Raw genomic sequence first — 18249 nt, forward strand, 5'->3', positions numbered from 1 at the left:
ATAAAAAGCGCAGGCATCGAGGGGGTCGCTGGACCACACTCGACCGCTGGCCGTCCGGCGGCCTGACCCCATCGCGACCGGCTATTCGAGGGTAACGCGGTCGGTCAGCCAGCAACCGTCCAGTTCGCCGTCGCGGTGCTTCGACAATCCGAAGGCGTACGTCTCGGTTCGGCCGTTGGGGCCGGTGAGTTCGACCCGTTGCTCGGCGCGGCCACCATCTCGGTCAATCGGCTTTACTGTCGCCGCAGTATGGTCCACCATCGGAGCGTACCGCCGTCCCCGGACCATTTGCACGAACCGATCGAACGGCCCTGTTGCTCGTCGGTTCGCCGGCGATGCGAAGTTGTACGCGACGCCGATACCGGCGTCTTCGAATGGATCGTCGTTCGTGGCCAGACCGTCGAGTTGCATCGCAACGATGGTCTCTGGACTGTGCGATGGGTCAGGAGTCGGCAGTCCGTCGATCGGATACTGGTCCATCATACAAACACGTGTCTTACGGTCTCGGCGTATATCAACCACCTGCCCGTCTCACTCGCCCCCAACCCGCGACGCTGTAGACATCCGCCAACAGAGCCGTCGAATGAGAGCCGAAGTGCGCCAGCGCCCGGTATATGTGTCTGGGGCTGTTACGTACAGTGAGATGCGAATCGGCGCAGGACGGGCGGTCCGCGAACTCTACAGACGATTCAATCCAATGACGCTCACACCAGCCACGATACGGGAGTACGACGCAGAGACGATGGACCCTGAGGCGACAGAGACGGCGACCTTCGGACTCGGGTGTTTTTGGGGGCCGGATACGAGATTCGGGGCGATGGATGGCGTGATCCGAACGCGCGTTGGATACGCCGGTGGCACCAAGACTGACCCGACCTACCACTCCCTTGGAGACCACACGGAGGTATTCCAGGTAGATTTCGACCCCGACGTGGTGACCTACCGAGACCTCGTCGAGGAGGCCTTCCAGCAGCACAACCCGCAAACGCAGACACGAAAGACGCAGTATCAGAACGTCGTGTTAGCGGCGACGTCCGCCCAGCGCGACGTGATCGACACGGTACTGGAGGCGTCGGGTCGAACTGCTGAGAGCGTTGAGACGCGCATCGAGCAACTCTCGCGGTTCTATCCGGCCGAGGACTACCACCAGAAGTACAGGCTCCGCTCGGCCTCGTTCTTTATCAGCGCCTTCGAGGAGGCGGGATACACCTCTGAGGACATTCGTGAGTCCCCAATCGCGGCGAAACTGAACGGCTACGTCGCCGGTCACGACGTTTCCATCGACGCCCATCTACCGGCGCCCAATCAGCGGTCGCCGTAGCGGGCGTTCGGTCGCAAATTGGAGGGGATGCTGTATCCATTTCCGTCCACCAGAGTTGAGGCAATAGGCGCTGACCGAATCACACGACCAGTATCGTTTAGCCGCTGCCGCACTGGAATCACATATGGAATCTCGTCCTGGCTTCCACTCGCTCGAAGAAAGTCGGGCCGCTTCGCTCGCAGTCGACGGGTCGCTCCCCGAATGGTTAACTGGGAGCCTCGTCCGCAACGGCCCCGGGGCCTTCTCGCTCTCAGAAGGGAACAGCGTCAACCACTGGTTCGACGGAATGGCGATGTGTTATCGGTTCACCTTCGATCCTGGGAACGAAGCGGGCGGATCCGTCGACGGAAGCGAGGACGCCGTACACTATCGGAACCGGTTTCTCGAAACGGACGCGTACGAAGCGGCACAAGCGGGTGAGTTTAACGGCGGATTCGCCACCGGATCGACGACGCTCCGAGAGCGGCTCAAAACGCTGTTCACCGAACCCTACGACAACACCAACATCATCGTCGAGCGGGTGGGCGACCGCTATCTCGCGTTGACAGAGTCACCTCGGGCGGTCGTGGTGGACCCGGATACGCTCGCCGTCGACGGGCATTTTCAGTACGACGGGTCGGAACCTGCCGGGCAACTCGCGTGTGCACACCTGAAACGGGACCCGTCGACCGGGACGCTGTTCAACGTCGAGACGGAGTTCGGGCGCACTAGCGAGTACCACGTACACGCGCTGACTAACGGCGGCCAGAGGCGACACATCGCCAGCGTCGAGACGGACGCCCCGGCATATATGCACAGTTTCGCGTTGACTCCGCACTACGTCGTCCTCACGGAGTTCCCGCTACGAGTTGACCCCTTAGCGTTCTTCAAACCGGGGCAACAGGCCCCCTTCATCGAGCAGTTCGAGTGGCAACCGGACCGCGGGACACGAGTCGTCGTGGTCGATCGAAGCAGCGGTGAGCTCGTCGCTGATCCCCTCACGGACGCGCTGTTCGGGTTCCACCACGTCAACGCGTTCGAACGCGACGCCGGAACAGAACTGGTCTTGGATCTGGAGACGATCCCGGACGCGACAGCCATCACGGACCTCTCACTCGACAGCCTCCGCAATGGCGATATGAACGCCGTCGCCGGACGTCTCGAGCGATTCACAATCGACATCGGCGGGGTGACCGGGACGGCCCGGTACGACACGGAGGAAGCGACGATCGACCGGGAGATGCTGTACAATGAGGGGACGGCGCTACCGACTGTCTCCCCTGCTCGCTGGTGTCAACCCCACCGTTACGTGTACGCGATGAGTATGGATCAGCCCGCAACCGAGTGGGCAACCGGTGTGATGAAGTACGATACGGAAACTGGCGATGTCGTTGAATTTCAGCGTGGCGGGGACTACTTTGGTGAGCCGGTCTTCGTCCCTCAGGGAGGTGCTGCTGAGGACTCAGGTGTTGTGCTCACGGTCGCCCTGGACGTGGATGCCGACCGCTCACGGCTCCTTGTCCTCGACGGGGAACGTTTCGACGAACGCGCCCGGGTCGATCTCCCACATCCCGCTCCGTTCGACTTCCACGGTCGGTACTTCCCCGAACTCAAAGCGAAGGCGAACGAGTAACCGCTTCTTCATCTCTCGATCATCGTGAATGGAGGTATCGACACCGATGCCGGGAACTATAGTAGCGTTTGCGACTGATTGCACGGCCGATCGCACGCAGTCGGGCGATCGAGTGAGCGAAGACGTGCAAACGCTACTATAGCGCTTGCTCGAGTGATTCAGCGAACGGTCTGACTGTCGACATCACGACGCGGGGGCGGTGAGCAAGAGCGCCGCCGAAATACCGACGCTCAGCGAACAGTCGCAGTCGGTGTCACTCGCGGGCGCGCTCGTCGTACGCTTTGGCGCGGTGCGCCCAGACAGACGACATCTCTTCTCGAATCGACGCGTAGGCCTCGTAGAGCCGCTCGTACTGCGTTGTGGCGCGCTCTCGTGGCTCGTGCCGCCGCTCTGTCGAAATCATCTGCTCGGCCGCAGCGGCGAGTGAGGGAAACTCTCCGACGGCGTTCGCGAGGATGATCGCCGCTCCCTTCGCCCCCGGCTCTGAACTTTCGGGAACCTCGACCGGACAGTCGAGGGTGTCTGCGAGCATCTGACACCACAGTTCCGAGCGCGTCCCCCCGCCAGTGAGAGTCACCGTCGTTGGGTCCGCCGGGAGGTGCTCGACGCAGTCACGCACAGCGAAGGAGAGTCCCTCGTAGACGGACCGAACCAGCGACTCAGTGCCGTGTTCGGGCGTCAATCCGATGAACTGCCCGCGAGCGTGCGGATCGACGAATGGGCCTCGCTCGCCGGTCGTACTCAGATAGGGGTGATACATCACCCCGTCGCTGCCCTGCGGCGCGGACACGGCGATGGCTTCAAGTTCCGCCAGGGAAACGTCGTCCGCGATTGTCTCGGCTGCCCACTCCAGACTGGGCGTCCCGGCGTTCGATCCGATGGCGTACGTCCAGAGCCCCTCTACTCCCAGGCTCATTTGGATGCCCGTGGTTTCGGGCTGTGGGCCATCGACGAGCACCTGCTCGGTGAGGGAGGTCCCGAGCGTCACAGTCGTCCCACCGCGGGTGACCGTTCCGCTCCCAATGGCGGAGGTGGGCACGTCGAAGGCTCCAGCGACGACCGGGAGACCGGCCTCGAGCCCCGTCGCGTCGGCCGCTTCGGGTGTGACCTGCCCGACGACATCCGTCGGCGACGACAACGGCGGCAGCAGTTCTTTCGCTTCCGGAAGGTCGATGAGATCGAAGACGCTGCGGTCGTACTCCTCGGTCGTCTTGTCGAGATAGGGAACCGTCGCCTCGCAGTGGTCGATAGTCCGCTCGCCGGTCAGTTTGTAATTGAGCCAGTCTTTACACGAGAGGACCGTATCGATGCGAGCGAACTGTGTCGGCTCCTCACAGGCGAGCCACGCCAGAAGCGGGAGGCTCATCCCGGGATACGGGTTCGATCCGCATTGATCGGCGATGGTTGCAAGATGCCCACGCTCGTCCCACTCGTCCAAGATCACGGACGCCCGGCTATCCGACCAGAGAATCGCATTTCTCGCCGGGTCGCCGTCGGCGGTCACTGCCCACAGGCCGTCACCCTGTCCGGTGATACTGACGCCGAGTGGCGTCGCGTTCGCCGGGAGTTCGTCGATGACCTCACCGATGGCCGCGCTCGTGCAGGTCCATACTGTCGACATATCTTGCTCTGCGTGACCGGTGGCCGGTCGGTACGTCTCGATCGCCCGCGTCTTCACCGCGATCTCGGCACCGGTCGTATCGAAGGCGACCGCTTTGATCGTCGAGGTGCCGGCATCGACAGCAACGAGAACGTCGTGGCCTGTCATAACGATCTACAGTGGGTGTGTTGCGTTCACTGGTCTTTCAGAAGGTGCATCCCGTGCGTTCGCAGGGACGGATCGCCGCTGAGCCGGACACCTTGTTCTGGAGTTCGACCGCCGGAATGGACTCACCTTCGACGATTTTCCCCGTCCACACGGGGTTGACAGCCTGATGATCGCACTCCCGAAACCGTGACGTCCCGAGCGCCGTCGTGACGTCGAGTCCCTCCATCGCCATTCTGACCGCTGCGGGGTCAGTCGCGCCCGCTTCTTGGATGCCGTTCGCAGTCATCCGGACGGTGTCGTACCCCACGCGTGCGAAACTACCGGGCACGCTGTCGTACTCGTTGCGGTAGGCGTCGACGAACGCGCTGTTGTCACCCGTTTCGAGTTTGTGATTATACAACGTCGACGAGTACGTGCCGACGGCGTCAGAACCGAGCGCCTGCCGGCTCACCCGGGCGAAGAGCGCCGTGCCGATGATGTCGACATCTTCCATCAGACCCGCACCTCGGGCTTGTTTCATAAAGTTGACTAGATCCGCCCCGGTCTCGGGGAGTGCGAGGACGTCGGCATCGGAGTTCGATACCTGGCTGATCTGTGGTCCGTAGTTGCTCGTTCCCTTAGCGGGCTTCGTCTCGCCGACAACCTGGAGATCGAGGTTCTGGGCCTCGATTCGACGCCTGATTTGGTTGACCGCCGAGTTCCCGTACGTGTCGTCAGTGGTGTGAAGCCAGAGGTTGCTGCCGAGTCGCTGGGCGGCGAAGTCGGCCAGGCCAGCCATCTGTTGTGCGGCGTTCGTTTCGGTGCGGAAGGTGTTCTGGTTGCAGGATTCCCCCGTCAGTTGGATTGTCGCTGCCCCGGACGTGTAGATGACGTCCTGCTGGCTAACGAAGTCGGCCACAGCGAGGGCAACGGAACTTTCGAGCGCCCCGAGAATATACTGCGCTCCGTCGTCCTCGACGACTTTCCGTGCTCGCTGGAGACCAGTTGCGGAGTCCGTCTGTGTGTCTTCGTACACCGGATCGATCGTGAAGTCGAACGCGTCGCTCTCGTTGACGTACTGGACGCCCAGTTCTGCACCCTGCCGCTGTGCCTGCCCGAGCGGCGCTGACGGTCCACTCGTCGGGACCAGAATCCCCATCGTCACGGACTCCGAACCGAGGTTCCCAGTGGTCTTGCTCGTGGTCGTCATCTCGCCGCTGCTGGTGTCGCTCTCGGACGTGCTCGTGGCCGTGCCGCCATCGTCAGTTTGTTGAATACAGCCCGCCGTCCCGAGTGCTGTTGCGAGGGCACCGCCTCCGAGTGCCCGCAGTGCCCGTCTTCTATCAACTGCCGCTTGCGCGTCCGACGTCTCATCTGCTCCGTCCATAGGGTTCGATATTAAAGTGTGATATATAATTCTGCGGGGTAAGATCGAGAGACACTGCAACACTCAATGGGGATTTGACACGTTCCGCTCGCTCAGTGCTCCTCACTCTCACGAAGGCTGACGCCGAGGTACCGGTCGAGAACCGCTGGCTTCGTTTCGAGATTCCCGCTCGCGTCTTCGTGGACGATATGTCCATCTTCCATCACGTAGATGTAGTCACAGATATCGAGTGCGAGATGAACGTTCTGTTCGACGAGAACGATCGTCAGACCCGCCTCACGCAGCGACTCGATTGTCTCGACGACGCTTTCGATGATGTACGGTGCGAGACCCTCTGTCGGTTCGTCGAGTAGCAAGGTTTGCGCGTTGCCCACCAGGGCACGACCGATGGCGAGCATCTGCTGTTCGCCGCCACTCAGGGTGTTCCCAGCCGCAGATCGCTTCTCATCGAGATTCTCGAACCGCTCCAGAACGGCGTCGATACGCCACCTGTCGTCCCGGGTGGTCACACCGACTGTTGCGAGTTCGAGATTCTCCCGAACGGAGAGGTCGCCGAAGATTCGACGCTCTTCGGGCACTAGAGCGATGCCCCGTTTAACGGTTTCTTCGGGCGTTGCGTCGGTGATGGCCTCACCATCGTACGCAATTGTTCCCGCTCTCGGTCTGATCTCACCCGTGACCGTCCGAAGCGTGGTCGTCTTTCCGACCCCATTCCGGCCGACGAGACCGACGACCTCGCCCTCGCCCACGTCGAAACTCACTTCCTGTAGCACCGTGGTCTCTCCGTACCCCGCTGTGACATTCTCCACCCTGAGCAGGGGGTCGTCGAGTCTTTCGTCGCCAGCGTTCGAGATGTCGCCAGTCCGCGTCATTGAGTATACCCTCCGAGATACGCGTCTCTAACGTCCGGATCGGACGCAATCTCCTCCGGTGTTCCGGTCGCGATCACCTCGCCGTTGCTCAGCGTCGTGATTCGATCGGAGGCTCGCAGGACGAGATCCACGTTGTGTTCGACTAGGACGACGGTTCTGTCGGTGAGCACGTCGTCGAGTAGCGCCATCGTTTCGGATGTTTCGTCGCTACTCATTCCGGCAGTCGGTTCGTCGAGTAGCACCACCTCCGGATCCGTCGCTAGGACGAGTCCCACCTCGAGGCGCCGGCGATCGCCGTACGATAGATTGCTCGCCTGCGTTTCCGCGACGTCGGTCAGCCTGAGATCTTCGAGAACCGAGGCCGTGTGGTCGTTGATGTCGTCGAATCGACTCGGCTTCGAGAGGAGTCGCCGCACGGACGACATTTCGGTAAACGCTTCCGCCTGCGCCGCGAGTCGGACGTTTTCGCGGACGGACAGTCCGTTGAAAACCGTCGTGAGTTGGAACGAGCGCGCCAATCGCTCGGATACGCGTTCCGCGGGAGAAAGACCCGTCAGATCGGTGGTGCCGAGGCGGATCGACCCCGCCGTCGGTTGCAGTGCCCCGCTAATCAGGTTGAACAGCGTCGTCTTGCCCGCTCCGTTGGGGCCGATGACGCTGTGGAACTCTCCGCGTTCGATCGACAGGTCGACGTGGTCGAGCGCGGTGAACTGTCCGAACCGCTTCGTGAGACCCTCAGTCTGGAGGAACGCTGTCTCTCCTCTCGCGGTCTGGCGGGCGGATGCATCAGTCATCGGACTCCACCTCCGTTCTCTCGTCGTTCGGGAGCGGTTGCCCATCAGTTCGTCGCTGGGGAAGCGTCTGTAGGGTCGTCGGCAGCGAGATCAACCCCTTCGGGAGGAAGAGAACGACGAACACGAACAGGCTGCCGAGCAACAGCCGCCACCACGGAATCGCAGACGAGAGTTGCTTCTCGACGAGCGTGAACACGGCCGCGCCGATCACCGGCCCGTAAAGCGTTCCGGACCCCCCGAGAACGACCATAATAATGCCGTTGCCGCTATTGATCCAGTTCATCAGATCCGGCGCGACGAACCCGTTGTTCAACGCGAACAAGACTCCAGCGAGTCCAGCAATGGAACTGCTCAGCACGAACGCCTGCCGTTTGACCGCCTGCACGGGGTAGCCGACGAATCGCGCTCGCAGTTCGCTCTCACGGATCGACTGGAGGACCGTTCCGAAGGGGGCGTGCATAATTCGGCGAACACCGAGATATGTGACGACGAGGACAACCAATGACAGATAGTAGAACAGCGAGTCACCAGTGAACGCGAGCGGTTCGACGCCGATCAACACCTCGTTGAAGCGGACCCCGATCGGCCCGATGCCGTACACCGGTTCGGGGGCTCCGAACAGCCCGCTGTTACCGCCAGTGACGTCGAAGTTCACCACCAGTTGGTAGGCGATTTCCGCGAATGCGAGCGTGATCATAACGAAGTATACGCCCGAGACGCGAATCGCCAAATGCCCCACGACCCACGCGACGGCCGCTGTCACCACTATTGCGATGGTCGCAGCAACGAGTGCTGACGGTGAGACGTACAACAGCACCAAGATCGTCGTGTACGCGCCGAGTCCGTAGAAGAGCGCGTGTCCCAGCGAGATCAAGCCGGTATACCCAAGCACAATGTCCAGACTCAGGGCGAAGAGCGCCCAGATGAACACGGTGATCAGCAGTGAGACGACGAAGTCCGAGTACAGAATCCCTTTGAACACCGGAACCAGCGTCAAGACTGCAACCACACCAATGCCTGCCCGCCGCCGCCACTGGGCAGTCAGTACGCCCCCGCCGAGTCCGCTCACGAACTCACTCGGTTCAGATCGATTCGCGCTCATCTGGTCCGTCGGCCGACCGAAGAGCCCGCTCGGACGGACGAGCAGCACCCCGATCATCAGGAGGAAGATGACGAGGCCCTGGATCTGCGGAACGTACGTACTGACTGCGCTTTGGATCAAGCCGACGAGCAATCCGCCGACTACGGCCCCTCTGAAACTCCCCAGACCGCCGAGGACGACAATGACGAACGCCGGGATGATGACCGCATTGCCCATTCCAAGGCTGATGTTCTGGTACCCGCCGAGGACGATGCCACCGAACGCAGCCAACGCCGCCCCGAACCCAAACACGAGCGTGTAGTACTTGTCAATGTCCACGCCGAGGTTTCGAACCATCGAACGGTCCTCTGACCCGGCTCTGATAACGAGGCCAAACCGGGTGTAACGGAGTAGCGCCCAGATAGATATCGCGAGCAACCCACCACTGACGATGATGAAGTAGTTGTATCCGGAGTACGAGAAGCCGAAGACAGACACCGTCTGATTGATCAGCGATGGCGGCGAGAAGAACTTCGGACTCGTTCCCCAAATAAACCGCCTGAGGTCGTAGGCAATGAGCAGGAGGCCGAAGGTAAGCAGTATCTGTGCTAACTGCCCGCGTCCGTACACCCTGTTGATGAGTTGTTGTTCAGTGACGGCTCCGATGACACCCACCACGGCCGGCACTGCGATGAGCGCGATCCAGAATCCGCCTGCCTCGAAACCGGTGACGAGGGAGAAGGCGAAGTACGCACCGAGCGCGAGGAACTCCCCGTGTGCGAGGTTCAGCACGCCCATCACACCGAAAACTACTGACAGCCCTGCGGCGACGAGCACGTAGACCATCCCGATCGTGAGTCCGTTCAGGAACACGTCCAGAAGTTGTGTAGCCGGCACCATCTTGGGTTTGCTATGTGGGGGCGAACAGTCCTGCTTCGATAAATGTGTCGGGAGGCCCAGCCGTATGGCGTCTATGAGCGGGGAGCAGGCGGGCTCCGGTTCGTAAACAGCCGGTGTTCGTGTGGCGGTGGATACTCAATCTATCCAATACACTGTCATACTGGTATGGGGCCTCACTCAGCCCGTGGCGCGATACGCCTCGCTCTCACGTGTCACCTATGCTACAGTGGGAGGTCGCCGTCCCGATTCTCTCATTCGCGTACTCTACGGAGAAGGATGGTCACTCGCAGCGATAGCGACGCAATTCAGCGGGGATCTCGAATGACCGAACCGGCAACTGCGCCAGGTGGTCATCTCTCGAACGGCCGAATTGGGGGAGACTAACGTATCCAACGTGAGTGTTGGAATAGATTCTGCTAGATATGTACGTTGGTTGATCGTAGTGTTGCATTCGCATTATTAACATATATATTATACTTATACTATCTTACTAGAATTCTTATACTACTTGCATATGTAACAGACAGAGACTCAATATACATATGTGAAGTCCACCGCATAGAGTTGTTCATCAACTACATTTCTATTTGGTTCAAGCGTTCATTTTGGCTCGGTTGGAGTCGCGATAGGGTATCGATCTACTGTAGCGTTGAACCTCACAAGATCTTCTAGAAAAGTCAACGACGGGATTCAAAACGCCGCAAACGGCGTACATCGCTTTGATATCATTGATGATCGGATCGACCTCCAATGAACTGCCTCTTTCGAGGCGCATTCTGTTGACGCAGTCAGACCTGTACGATAGTTCAAATAGTAATTTACTACAACTATCAAGATCACCATTGATTAGTAGTTAATCATATGTACGTCGGAAGTATTCACTGAAAAAACTACTATGTGAGTTGGTACATTGTGCTCTTCCGCTCAAAACTGTAGAATAGCCGATGAGACGAGATTTGTAGAATTCGCTCTGTCGACAGAACAGCGGTAATCCCAATTTCTACGCATCTGGAGCAAGTGTTCAAACGCACCGAGCCAGATTATAACAAGCGTACATTTGTTTGTTAGAATCCATTTACGCATCTGAAGCTCGCTGGGTTGAGCCTATGTATAAGAAGACTTATATTTATGCAAATACCGAATCAAATGTGGACTAGTACTCAAGCTTCAGTTCGATTGTGTCCACGGCCTCGAGGATCTTCGAGGGGATCGATTCGGTGAATCGAGTGCCACTCAGTCGGTGTTTAGGACCGGCAATACCGACGGCACCGCGGACCTCGTCGTCCCAAATAATTGGACTCGCCACCGCTCGGACCTTCTCAGTGGTCTCGCCGTCGTTGATCGCGTATCCCTGCTCGCGGATCGTTTCAAACTCTTCGTACAGCGTTTCCTCCTCTGTGACCGTATTCTCAGTCCGCTTCGGGAGACCGAAACTGTCGACGATGTCCTCGACACGGGACTCCGGCAGGTGCGCGAGAATGGCTTTTCCTGCCGCAATGTCGTGCATCGTCGTCCGCCGCCCGACTCTGCCTCGGGTACGGACGGCGTTTTCGCCACTGCTTTTCATCAGATACACCGCACGACCGTGCTCCTCGACGACGACCCAGGCGACTTCTCCGGTATCCGTCGAAAGTTGTTCGATGACTGGTTTCGCGGCGTGCGTCAGCGAGAGTTCGCTCCGGGCCTGAATTCCGTGATCGAGGAACTTCAGACTTGGCCGGTACGTCGTCCCGTCCTTCACGACGTATTCGTGATCGAGGAGGGTCGCCAGATGGCTGTGGACCGTACTCTGGGCCATTTCCTGGTTCTCAGCGATTTCTTTCACACCTGACCCACCGTTCTCGAGAAGGAATTCGACAATTCCGAATATTGTGTCCGCCGTTTTTACGGAGCGTTTCGGCGAATCGTTGAGGCCCATACACCTATGCAGGGTCTGTAACGGCATATATGTTTGTGATAGACTAGCGGATACCCGCCCCCGGCCGGGACGCGAAGGTTCGATAAGTGCATAAAATGATTAATTATTATGTATAATTACTGAGTGTATGGGTCGAGGTCGTGTATCTTCGTGTGTGTACCGGTGGGGCACAGCCCCTCGCACTGTGATATGAGAGTAAAATCGTATATCCGCTATCAGTTGGGCGTTTGCCACTCGATGAAAGCGAAGTTCGCGTCTCGAATCCGCGTGTGGGCTTTGACTGTGTACGAGAACAGATTCGACTGTGCCGAGACCGATCTTGTGCTGCCTTTCACCGACGATTCAGGCGTCAGACCGCACGCTCCCAGTAATTCAGGAAATTCCCGCCCAAGATTCCCTCGACTTCGTCAGAATCGAGCCGCTTGCGGAGTTTCTGAGGGATCACCGGCCAGTCCTCGTAGGTCTCGAACCGTCCAATGCCGTCTGCAATCGTTCTCGATTCGACCTTTTCACGGTCGAACCCGAGACCGATGATGAACTCCTTGTAGTAACTCAGCAGTTCCTCGGGGAACTGCGAGTCTGCGGGGAAGAAATCGGTTCCAATGCCGACGTTGTCGGAGCCGAGAATCGAACTCGCGTGTTCTAAATGGTCTGCAAGCACGTCGAGCGTTGGATTCTCGTCACCGGGAGCGATGAACCACGGGAGACCAACGACTCCCATATATCCGCCAGCCCGGGCGAGCGCCTCGATCTCCCTGTCGGACTTGCCGCGGTAGTGGTCCGCGACAGCCTGGCATCCGGCGTGGGTCACAGCGACGGGATCGTCTGAGTATTCGATGGCATCGAGCGTCGTCTGCTTCCCACAATGTGAGAGATCCACGATGCCGCCCAGTTCGTTGATCCGATCTACCGCCTCCCGGCCGAACGAAGACAGTCCACCTTCGGACGGATCGTTACATCCGGTGCCGAGGAGGTTCTGGTAGTTATAGGTGAGTTGGAAGATCCTGACTCCCTCGTTGTAGAGAACGTCGATGGTGTCTATCGACCCGTTGATTGCGCCACCGACGTTCTGCGTGTTCAGAACGACACCCACTTCGTCAGTGCGTGCTACCTGCCGCATCTCGTCGGGGGAGGTGATCTTCCGAAGCCAGTCGGCCGCGTTGAACCGTGATTGCCACCGAGAGAGATCGCGCCGCTGCCCCACGTGTTCGGCGACACCCTGCTCGTGAACCCAGGGAGTGACGCTGATGACATCGACTCCTGTCGTCTGATAGACCCGCTGGACAGCCTTTCGAAACTCCGGATCTGTCTCGAACCGGTCCACTTCGTGGTCCCAGATCCGCTCCCAGCACTCGTCTTTCGAGAGGCCGTCTGCGACCAGTCGTCTGATCTCCTCGTTGAGTTCCTCACGGCCCCCATAGGCCCGGATCACCTGCTCCCACGGTGCGGATGCTGCGTAATCGAAGACAGGCCTCTGCTCAGACATACTGAAGTAGACACCAGCGAACAATATTAATAGTTCGGTCGTGAGCGCGCCGATAAGACGACGAGGAGCGTGACGGGTTCGTCAGTCGTCGTCGCTTATCGCGGTACTCTCGTCTGGACTCACGCTCTGTTCCGGTTCACTGAACCAGGAGAACCCGGATTCGAACACTATTGGCGTGTGGTCCTGTCCCAACCGCACGAGGAACAACGCGAAGGCGAGCAAGCACACGATGGCGAACGGAGCGCCGGTGACGATAACTGAGGTCCGCAGCGCGCTGGCCCCACCGAGCACGATGAGGATCGACGCGATGACTCCCTGCAGAACGCCCCAGAACAGGCGGTTAACGCTCGATGGATCCTCCTTCCCACCCGTAGTCAGGAACGCGACCGCGAGCGTCGACGAGTCTGCAGAGGTCGCGAAGAACGTGATGACGAGGATCAGGAAGATCGCCCCCCAGAGGTCCCCGAGCGGGAAGGACTCGAAGAGCACGTAGCCCGCGACACCGTCGCCGTACTGACTGACTGCACCGAGGATATCGACAACGCCGGAGTTTTGCAGCCACATCGACGTGCCACCGACGACAGTGAACCACACGAACGAGACGCCCGTCATCGTAATGAGGGCCGTGAAGAGCACCTCCCGGATGGTGCGACCCTTCGAGATCCGCGCGAGGAACAGGCCCACGAACGGCGCCCACGCAATCCACCACGACCAGTAGAAGACGGTCCAGAACGATGTCCACCCTGCACCGCCCTCGGTCCCGGACCCCGTGAAGAGGCTCATCTGACCGATGTTCTGGACGTAAGTCCCGAGCGCCGCCACACCCGTGTTCAGGACGTTGAGCGTCGGTCCCAGCACGAGCGCAACGAGCAACAGGACGACCATCATCACGATGTTGAAATCAGAGAGTCGCCTGATTCCTCGGTCGACGCCGGCGATGAGTGAGAGCGTGAAGATCACCGTGATGCCGACGACGGCAATGATCGTCTCGACGTCCCCGAACTGGATTCCAGTCCGATACGTGACACCGGCAAGCAACTGTTGAGCAATGAACCCAAGTCCAGTCGCGATTCCGCCGAGCGTCGCCACGACTGCCAGCGTATCGACCGTCTGGCCGACGACGCCGTCGAGGTTCTTCTCGCCGAGGAGCGGAGCGAGCGCTGTCGACGTCCGCATCGGCATCCCGTGGTTGTACACGTAGTACGCGACTGGGATCCCGATTGCGAGGTAGCCGCCCCACGCGTGGATGCCGTAGTGGAAGATACTGTACGCGAGGGCCGGCACCATCGCCGCCTGGGAGTTTGCTTCGACCCCACTCGCGAACAGGGGCGGTACGCTACTGTAGTGGGTGAGCGCCTCGACGGGCCCGAAGAACACGATTCCTGCGGAGAGGCCCGCCGAGAAGAACATCGCCACGTACGAGAAGTAACTGTACTCGGGCGAGCCATCGCCGAGTTTGATTCGCCCGTACTTACTCAACATCAGGTACACTCCGACGATCAAGAGTGCACTCATCGAGCCGAGGTACATCCACGCGAGCCCCTGCCCGAAGACGTTGAACGCCGTACTCAACTGTTGACTCATCCACTCTGTTCTGAACCCGGCCACGAAGACGAAGGCCAACGTCACCAACGCCCCAACCACGAATGGGATCGGGTCGATCTCGTCGATGAATTCGCTAATGACTCCTGTGTCTGGGGAACTGGACATACTATGTCTACTGAATCCTTCTTAGTTTTTTGTACTTATAATTTGTGATGGTATGGCCCGCGCGCTGGACACATAGTTCCTCCAGCGACTACCGAGACTCAAAAACTACCCATAATTTTATGTTTATACATCGGGGAGCCGCAAACGATGTACGACGTACTCGTACCAGTCGACACGGACGAAGAGCGAGCCGGACATCAGGCAGAGTACGTAGCCTCGCTGCCGAGCGCCACGGAATCGGTACGAGCGACAGTCCTCTACGTGACCCCGCGCGAGGAGTACTCTGACGGACCGCGCGATTTCGAGGAGGTCGATTCCGCGGTCGCGGCCGCCGACGCACTGGACGCTGCGGGTGTCTCCCTCGACCGTGCAGCCGCGGTCGGGACGGTTTCACGCGAGATTATCGACCACGCCGACGAGATCGACGCAGACCAGATCGTGATGGGCGGCCGAAAGCGATCGGGTGTCGCGAAGGTGTTAGTCGGGAGTAGCACACAAGACGTGATCTACTCGACTGAGCGGCCCGTGGTCGTTACTGGCTGATCGCGCGTCGAAACCGAACGACCCCGTTAACGATACCCAATAATTTTAAGTGAAGGAATAGACAACAGCGTTCTGAATGCCAGTGAATAGAGATACGGATGGATTCGAGGCTGGGTCGCTCCGCGATCCGTCGCAACTGATGCAACCGGAGCGACTTGCCTCCCTCAAGCAGACGCGATTGAGTTTCGCGCGACTGCTGATGGACAAGATGACGCGAGAACAGTGGGAGGTCGAACGGGCCCAAGGAGGATACGACGAGCACGGCGTCGGGCGCGCGGTGTACCGGGTCGACACGCCATCGCGCCGGTTTTCTTTCTGTGTCTTCTCTCATCAGGCTGGTGAAGGCGACCACACCGGCCGCATCGTCGCTGATGACTGGGATATGTGGGGCTTTCTGTGTGAGGGCGAACCGTCTGCGGAACTGATGGAGGCACAGTACGAAGAACTACCTAAAGTTCGCGAAGGGCGCGCGACGTCGGACATCCTGATCTGGACGCGTGGGAATCGCAGCACTCGCGTCTTCGACCACGTCGTCGAGTCGCTCGCGGCCGGCCACCAACCCGACATCGAGCGACTGGCGAAGGGCGGGTATCTCACCCGTTCGTCGGGGTACTACGGGAACGGGCTGAACGGGACGAAGGAGTTCAAAGCGATGGACGACGACCATCCGTTGGGCGGGCCATACATCGCGCAGATGCTCACGATCTGGCTGCTCCGCATCTACGGGTTCGACGCCGCCGAGGAGATGGCAGCGAGTCGAAGCGCGGACGCAACGACGCTGGACTACGAGATCAAACGCTATCTGGGCACTGGCAACTCCTCGGGAATCGGCATCATCCATTACGTCATCAACCATCCACAACTGATCCACACCTGGATCCGGGCCCGGGAAGTCGCGATAGCCCGCGTGAAGACCATCGAGCCGACGACGGAGGAGGTCCGCCGGTTGGAGAGCCTGCTGGCGGACGCGACGCGGTGGTTCCGGACGGACGAAAGCGAGACGAAGGAGTTCTTCCAATCGAAGGACCAGGTCGCCGATGAGTTGGCGCTGATCGACGAGCGGCTCGCGGCCAGGGAGGAGTCCGCAGGTGAGCCGACGCTCTGGGCCGACCTGTGTGAGTGGGCGGCGGAGACAGTCGGGACGGAGAGTCAGGAAGTGTTGCACTCTCTGTTGCTCGACGTGTATCCGGAGGTCTGTCAGGGACTCGAGAACACGTTGACTGTCAAAGAAGAGAGCGACATCGTGCCCGGGATGACGCTGGACCGACTCCAATCACAGGTTCTCGAGAGTTACCAGTGGGCGCTCGACATCGACCTGACTGCGCCGGGGTCCCAGCGGTACTTCTGGTATCGGTCAATCGACAGCGAGGAACCGCGCCTGGGAATCAGGGGCGAACACGAGTACGAGGATTATGGGCTTCCGATCGACATCGCACGGCAGGTTCAGCGGCTCGAACTCGACCTGCAGCCGTACGGACCGACCGACACCGTCGCGGAGTTCCTCATCGAGCATCCGGAACACCGCAGTATCGTCGAACGCGTCCAGACCGTTCACAACCTCCCGTACGCCGAAGTTCGGGCCAACCCGCTGGGCAAGGACTTCGTTCCGCTGTCGTTGATTTCGTGTCTCAAAGCGATCTGGGGAATCCAGAAGGCACATCCGAAATCACAGGGGTGGGTTCGGGGCACGTTCTTTCAGGGCGCGCCGATCCCGGTCGACGTCAAGCACGGTGATGAGTCCTACTGGCTGTATCCGGAGAAGCCCGAGCGGGCGGACAAATGGAGGCAGAACTGATGCACCTGAGTGTGCGGGAAGTCTTGCAACTCGCCGAGCGGTGTTTCCGCGTTGCCGGGTTCGACCAGGGGCCAGCCAGGGCCAACGCTGAAACGATCTGGTGGATGGAGGCGTATCGAGGGACTGGCTTGTCGACGCTTCATAGAGTGCTGGAGGAACTCGACACGTTCGACCGGACGGCCCTGTCTATCGACGTGTGCGGCGAGGAGATCTCCGTGATCGATAGCGGTGCTCAACCGAGCATCGTCTCTATCAACCCAGCCGTGGATCTGGGGTGCTCGCTGGCGGAACAGAACGGAGTCGGCATCGCCTGTACGACCATTGCTGCCGGCGATGCGACCCTGGACGCCCTGGGTCATCAGGCCTACCGAGCAGGGAAGCGTGGATACGTCGAGATGACAGTCTATGCGGACGAGAACGGATCGGGGGCCGTTCTCGGCGTCCCGGAAGAACCGTATCCGACCGTCGTCGAGAAGCGTCTCGACGGGCCGTCAGCCACTCAGACAGAGATCACGAATATCATCGACGCGGGACTCGAAGAGCGCCGTCAGAGTCCGCTGGTCCAATCGCTCTTGACTCGCGCGGTCGACGAGCAACTCGCTGCCGAAGAGCATCTGTTGACGACGCTCCTGCGAAGTTCGCTGGAGCCGTCCGAGTGGGCTGAACTCGACGGTGACTCCGGATTCATCACGATCTGTATCGATCCGAATCACCCACGGTACGCCGGCGGCGCACAGAACACCGTCGAGGAGTTCGTCGAATCGCGAGAAGCCGAGTTCACCGAGACGTTCCACCCGAGCGGCGTCGGCCCGCGTGTGGAGCGACTGCTGAACAACGGTGTCCAGATTGAAGAGTCAGCCTTCCAGGACATCTTCGAGTACAGCAGCGAGATCCTCGCCCCGGAGTTCGAGGGGTCCTACCAGGGTGCGGGATCCGGAATCAACGAGTGAGGGGCAGTATCGAAATTCTTATTTAATGAAACGAAAAAATTCTTGCTACTGCTGCGCCGATGCGGAGGTCCGAGCGGACTTCCTGACACACGCGGGTGCCAGCAATTTGAGTCGGCACAGCGTCCATCACGAC

General features: G+C 59.8%; 14 protein-coding genes. 5 read left to right on the forward strand and 9 right to left on the reverse strand.

What is annotated here, in order from left to right; translation table 11 throughout:
* Positions 1–81 precede the first annotated feature (81 nt).
* Positions 82–480: a DUF4864 domain-containing protein gene (locus ABEI27_RS03515; protein WP_375798029.1), complete on the reverse strand. Its 399-nt coding sequence runs from the start codon at positions 478–480 to the stop codon at positions 82–84.
* A 217-nt stretch (positions 481–697) separates the two neighbouring features.
* Between ABEI27_RS03515 and ABEI27_RS03520 the strand changes: the two genes are divergently transcribed.
* Both ABEI27_RS03520 and ABEI27_RS03525 read left to right on the forward strand, forming a co-directional pair.
* The gene (locus ABEI27_RS03520) at positions 698–1321 is read left to right on the forward strand and encodes a peptide-methionine (S)-S-oxide reductase MsrA (RefSeq protein WP_375798105.1); all 624 of its coding nucleotides are present in this window, start codon (positions 698–700) and stop codon (positions 1319–1321) included.
* A gap of 124 nt (positions 1322–1445) precedes the next feature.
* Positions 1446–2933 carry a carotenoid oxygenase family protein gene (locus ABEI27_RS03525; protein WP_375798030.1) on the forward strand — a complete coding sequence of 496 codons (1488 nt, stop codon included), beginning with the start codon at positions 1446–1448 and terminating at the stop codon, positions 2931–2933.
* Positions 2934–3186: 253 nt separating this feature from the next.
* Here ABEI27_RS03525 and ABEI27_RS03530 read toward each other — a convergent pair whose 3' ends face one another.
* From ABEI27_RS03530 to ABEI27_RS03565, 8 genes are all read right to left on the reverse strand, one after another.
* Positions 3187–4701, reverse strand: coding sequence for an FGGY family carbohydrate kinase (locus tag ABEI27_RS03530; protein ID WP_375798031.1), 1515 nt, complete (start codon positions 4699–4701; stop codon positions 3187–3189).
* 37 nt (positions 4702–4738) lie between these two features.
* Positions 4739–6067 (reverse strand): ABC transporter substrate-binding protein, encoded by a 1329-nt coding sequence (locus ABEI27_RS03535; RefSeq protein WP_375798032.1) that lies wholly within the window; start codon positions 6065–6067, stop codon positions 4739–4741.
* A gap of 92 nt (positions 6068–6159) precedes the next feature.
* Positions 6160–6939, reverse strand: a complete 780-nt coding sequence (locus tag ABEI27_RS03540; protein ID WP_375798033.1) for an ABC transporter ATP-binding protein — start codon at positions 6937–6939, stop codon at positions 6160–6162.
* Positions 6936–7733 (reverse strand): ABC transporter ATP-binding protein, encoded by a 798-nt coding sequence (locus ABEI27_RS03545; protein WP_375798034.1) that lies wholly within the window; start codon positions 7731–7733, stop codon positions 6936–6938. The genes ABEI27_RS03540 and ABEI27_RS03545 overlap by 4 nt, the downstream gene beginning before the upstream one ends.
* Positions 7726–9714 carry an ABC transporter permease gene (locus ABEI27_RS03550; RefSeq protein ID WP_375798035.1) on the reverse strand — a complete coding sequence of 663 codons (1989 nt, stop codon included), beginning with the start codon at positions 9712–9714 and terminating at the stop codon, positions 7726–7728. The genes ABEI27_RS03545 and ABEI27_RS03550 overlap by 8 nt, the downstream gene beginning before the upstream one ends.
* Positions 9715–10867: 1153 nt before the next feature.
* A complete protein-coding gene (locus ABEI27_RS03555) occupies positions 10868–11659 on the reverse strand; it encodes an IclR family transcriptional regulator (RefSeq protein ID WP_375798036.1) in 792 nt (263 codons plus the stop codon).
* A 322-nt stretch (positions 11660–11981) separates the two neighbouring features.
* Positions 11982–13118 (reverse strand): dipeptidase, encoded by a 1137-nt coding sequence (locus tag ABEI27_RS03560; protein ID WP_375798037.1) that lies wholly within the window; start codon positions 13116–13118, stop codon positions 11982–11984.
* An 81-nt stretch (positions 13119–13199) separates the two neighbouring features.
* Complete coding sequence (locus ABEI27_RS03565) at positions 13200–14828, reverse strand: BCCT family transporter (RefSeq protein WP_375798038.1); 1629 nt, start codon at positions 14826–14828, stop codon at positions 13200–13202.
* 147 nt (positions 14829–14975) lie between these two features.
* On the opposite strand from ABEI27_RS03565, the gene ABEI27_RS03570 reads away from it, so the two are divergent.
* From ABEI27_RS03570 to ABEI27_RS03580, 3 genes are all read left to right on the forward strand, one after another.
* Positions 14976–15371, forward strand: coding sequence for a universal stress protein (locus tag ABEI27_RS03570; RefSeq protein WP_375798039.1), 396 nt, complete (start codon positions 14976–14978; stop codon positions 15369–15371).
* A 76-nt stretch (positions 15372–15447) separates the two neighbouring features.
* A complete protein-coding gene (locus ABEI27_RS03575; RefSeq protein WP_375798040.1) occupies positions 15448–17166 on the forward strand; it encodes a hypothetical protein in 1719 nt (572 codons plus the stop codon).
* Positions 17166–18116 (forward strand): hypothetical protein, encoded by a 951-nt coding sequence (locus tag ABEI27_RS03580; protein ID WP_375798041.1) that lies wholly within the window; start codon positions 17166–17168, stop codon positions 18114–18116. Before ABEI27_RS03575 ends, ABEI27_RS03580 begins: the two co-directional genes overlap by 1 nt.
* Positions 18117–18249 lie beyond the last annotated feature (133 nt).

This window comes from Halobellus sp., assembly GCF_042218505.1.
Taxonomy (GTDB): domain Archaea; phylum Halobacteriota; class Halobacteria; order Halobacteriales; family Haloferacaceae; genus Haloquadratum.

What these genes read in the sequence shown, in the direction of transcription:
- ABEI27_RS03515 (WP_375798029.1), bottom strand. Translation starts at nt 480, where the DNA reads ATGGACCAGTATCCGATCGACGGACTGCCGACTCCTGACCCATCGCAC.
- ABEI27_RS03520 (WP_375798105.1), top strand. Translation starts at nt 698, where the DNA reads ATGACGCTCACACCAGCCACGATACGGGAGTACGACGCAGAGACGATG.
- ABEI27_RS03525 (WP_375798030.1), top strand. Translation starts at nt 1,446, where the DNA reads ATGGAATCTCGTCCTGGCTTCCACTCGCTCGAAGAAAGTCGGGCCGCT.
- ABEI27_RS03530 (WP_375798031.1), bottom strand. Translation starts at nt 4,701, where the DNA reads ATGACAGGCCACGACGTTCTCGTTGCTGTCGATGCCGGCACCTCGACG.
- ABEI27_RS03535 (WP_375798032.1), bottom strand. Translation starts at nt 6,067, where the DNA reads ATGGACGGAGCAGATGAGACGTCGGACGCGCAAGCGGCAGTTGATAGA.
- ABEI27_RS03540 (WP_375798033.1), bottom strand. Translation starts at nt 6,939, where the DNA reads ATGACGCGGACTGGCGACATCTCGAACGCTGGCGACGAAAGACTCGAC.
- ABEI27_RS03545 (WP_375798034.1), bottom strand. Translation starts at nt 7,733, where the DNA reads ATGACTGATGCATCCGCCCGCCAGACCGCGAGAGGAGAGACAGCGTTC.
- ABEI27_RS03550 (WP_375798035.1), bottom strand. Translation starts at nt 9,714, where the DNA reads ATGGTGCCGGCTACACAACTTCTGGACGTGTTCCTGAACGGACTCACG.
- ABEI27_RS03555 (WP_375798036.1), bottom strand. Translation starts at nt 11,659, where the DNA reads ATGCCGTTACAGACCCTGCATAGGTGTATGGGCCTCAACGATTCGCCG.
- ABEI27_RS03560 (WP_375798037.1), bottom strand. Translation starts at nt 13,118, where the DNA reads ATGTCTGAGCAGAGGCCTGTCTTCGATTACGCAGCATCCGCACCGTGG.
- ABEI27_RS03565 (WP_375798038.1), bottom strand. Translation starts at nt 14,828, where the DNA reads ATGTCCAGTTCCCCAGACACAGGAGTCATTAGCGAATTCATCGACGAG.
- ABEI27_RS03570 (WP_375798039.1), top strand. Translation starts at nt 14,976, where the DNA reads ATGTACGACGTACTCGTACCAGTCGACACGGACGAAGAGCGAGCCGGA.
- ABEI27_RS03575 (WP_375798040.1), top strand. Translation starts at nt 15,448, where the DNA reads ATGCCAGTGAATAGAGATACGGATGGATTCGAGGCTGGGTCGCTCCGC.
- ABEI27_RS03580 (WP_375798041.1), top strand. Translation starts at nt 17,166, where the DNA reads ATGCACCTGAGTGTGCGGGAAGTCTTGCAACTCGCCGAGCGGTGTTTC.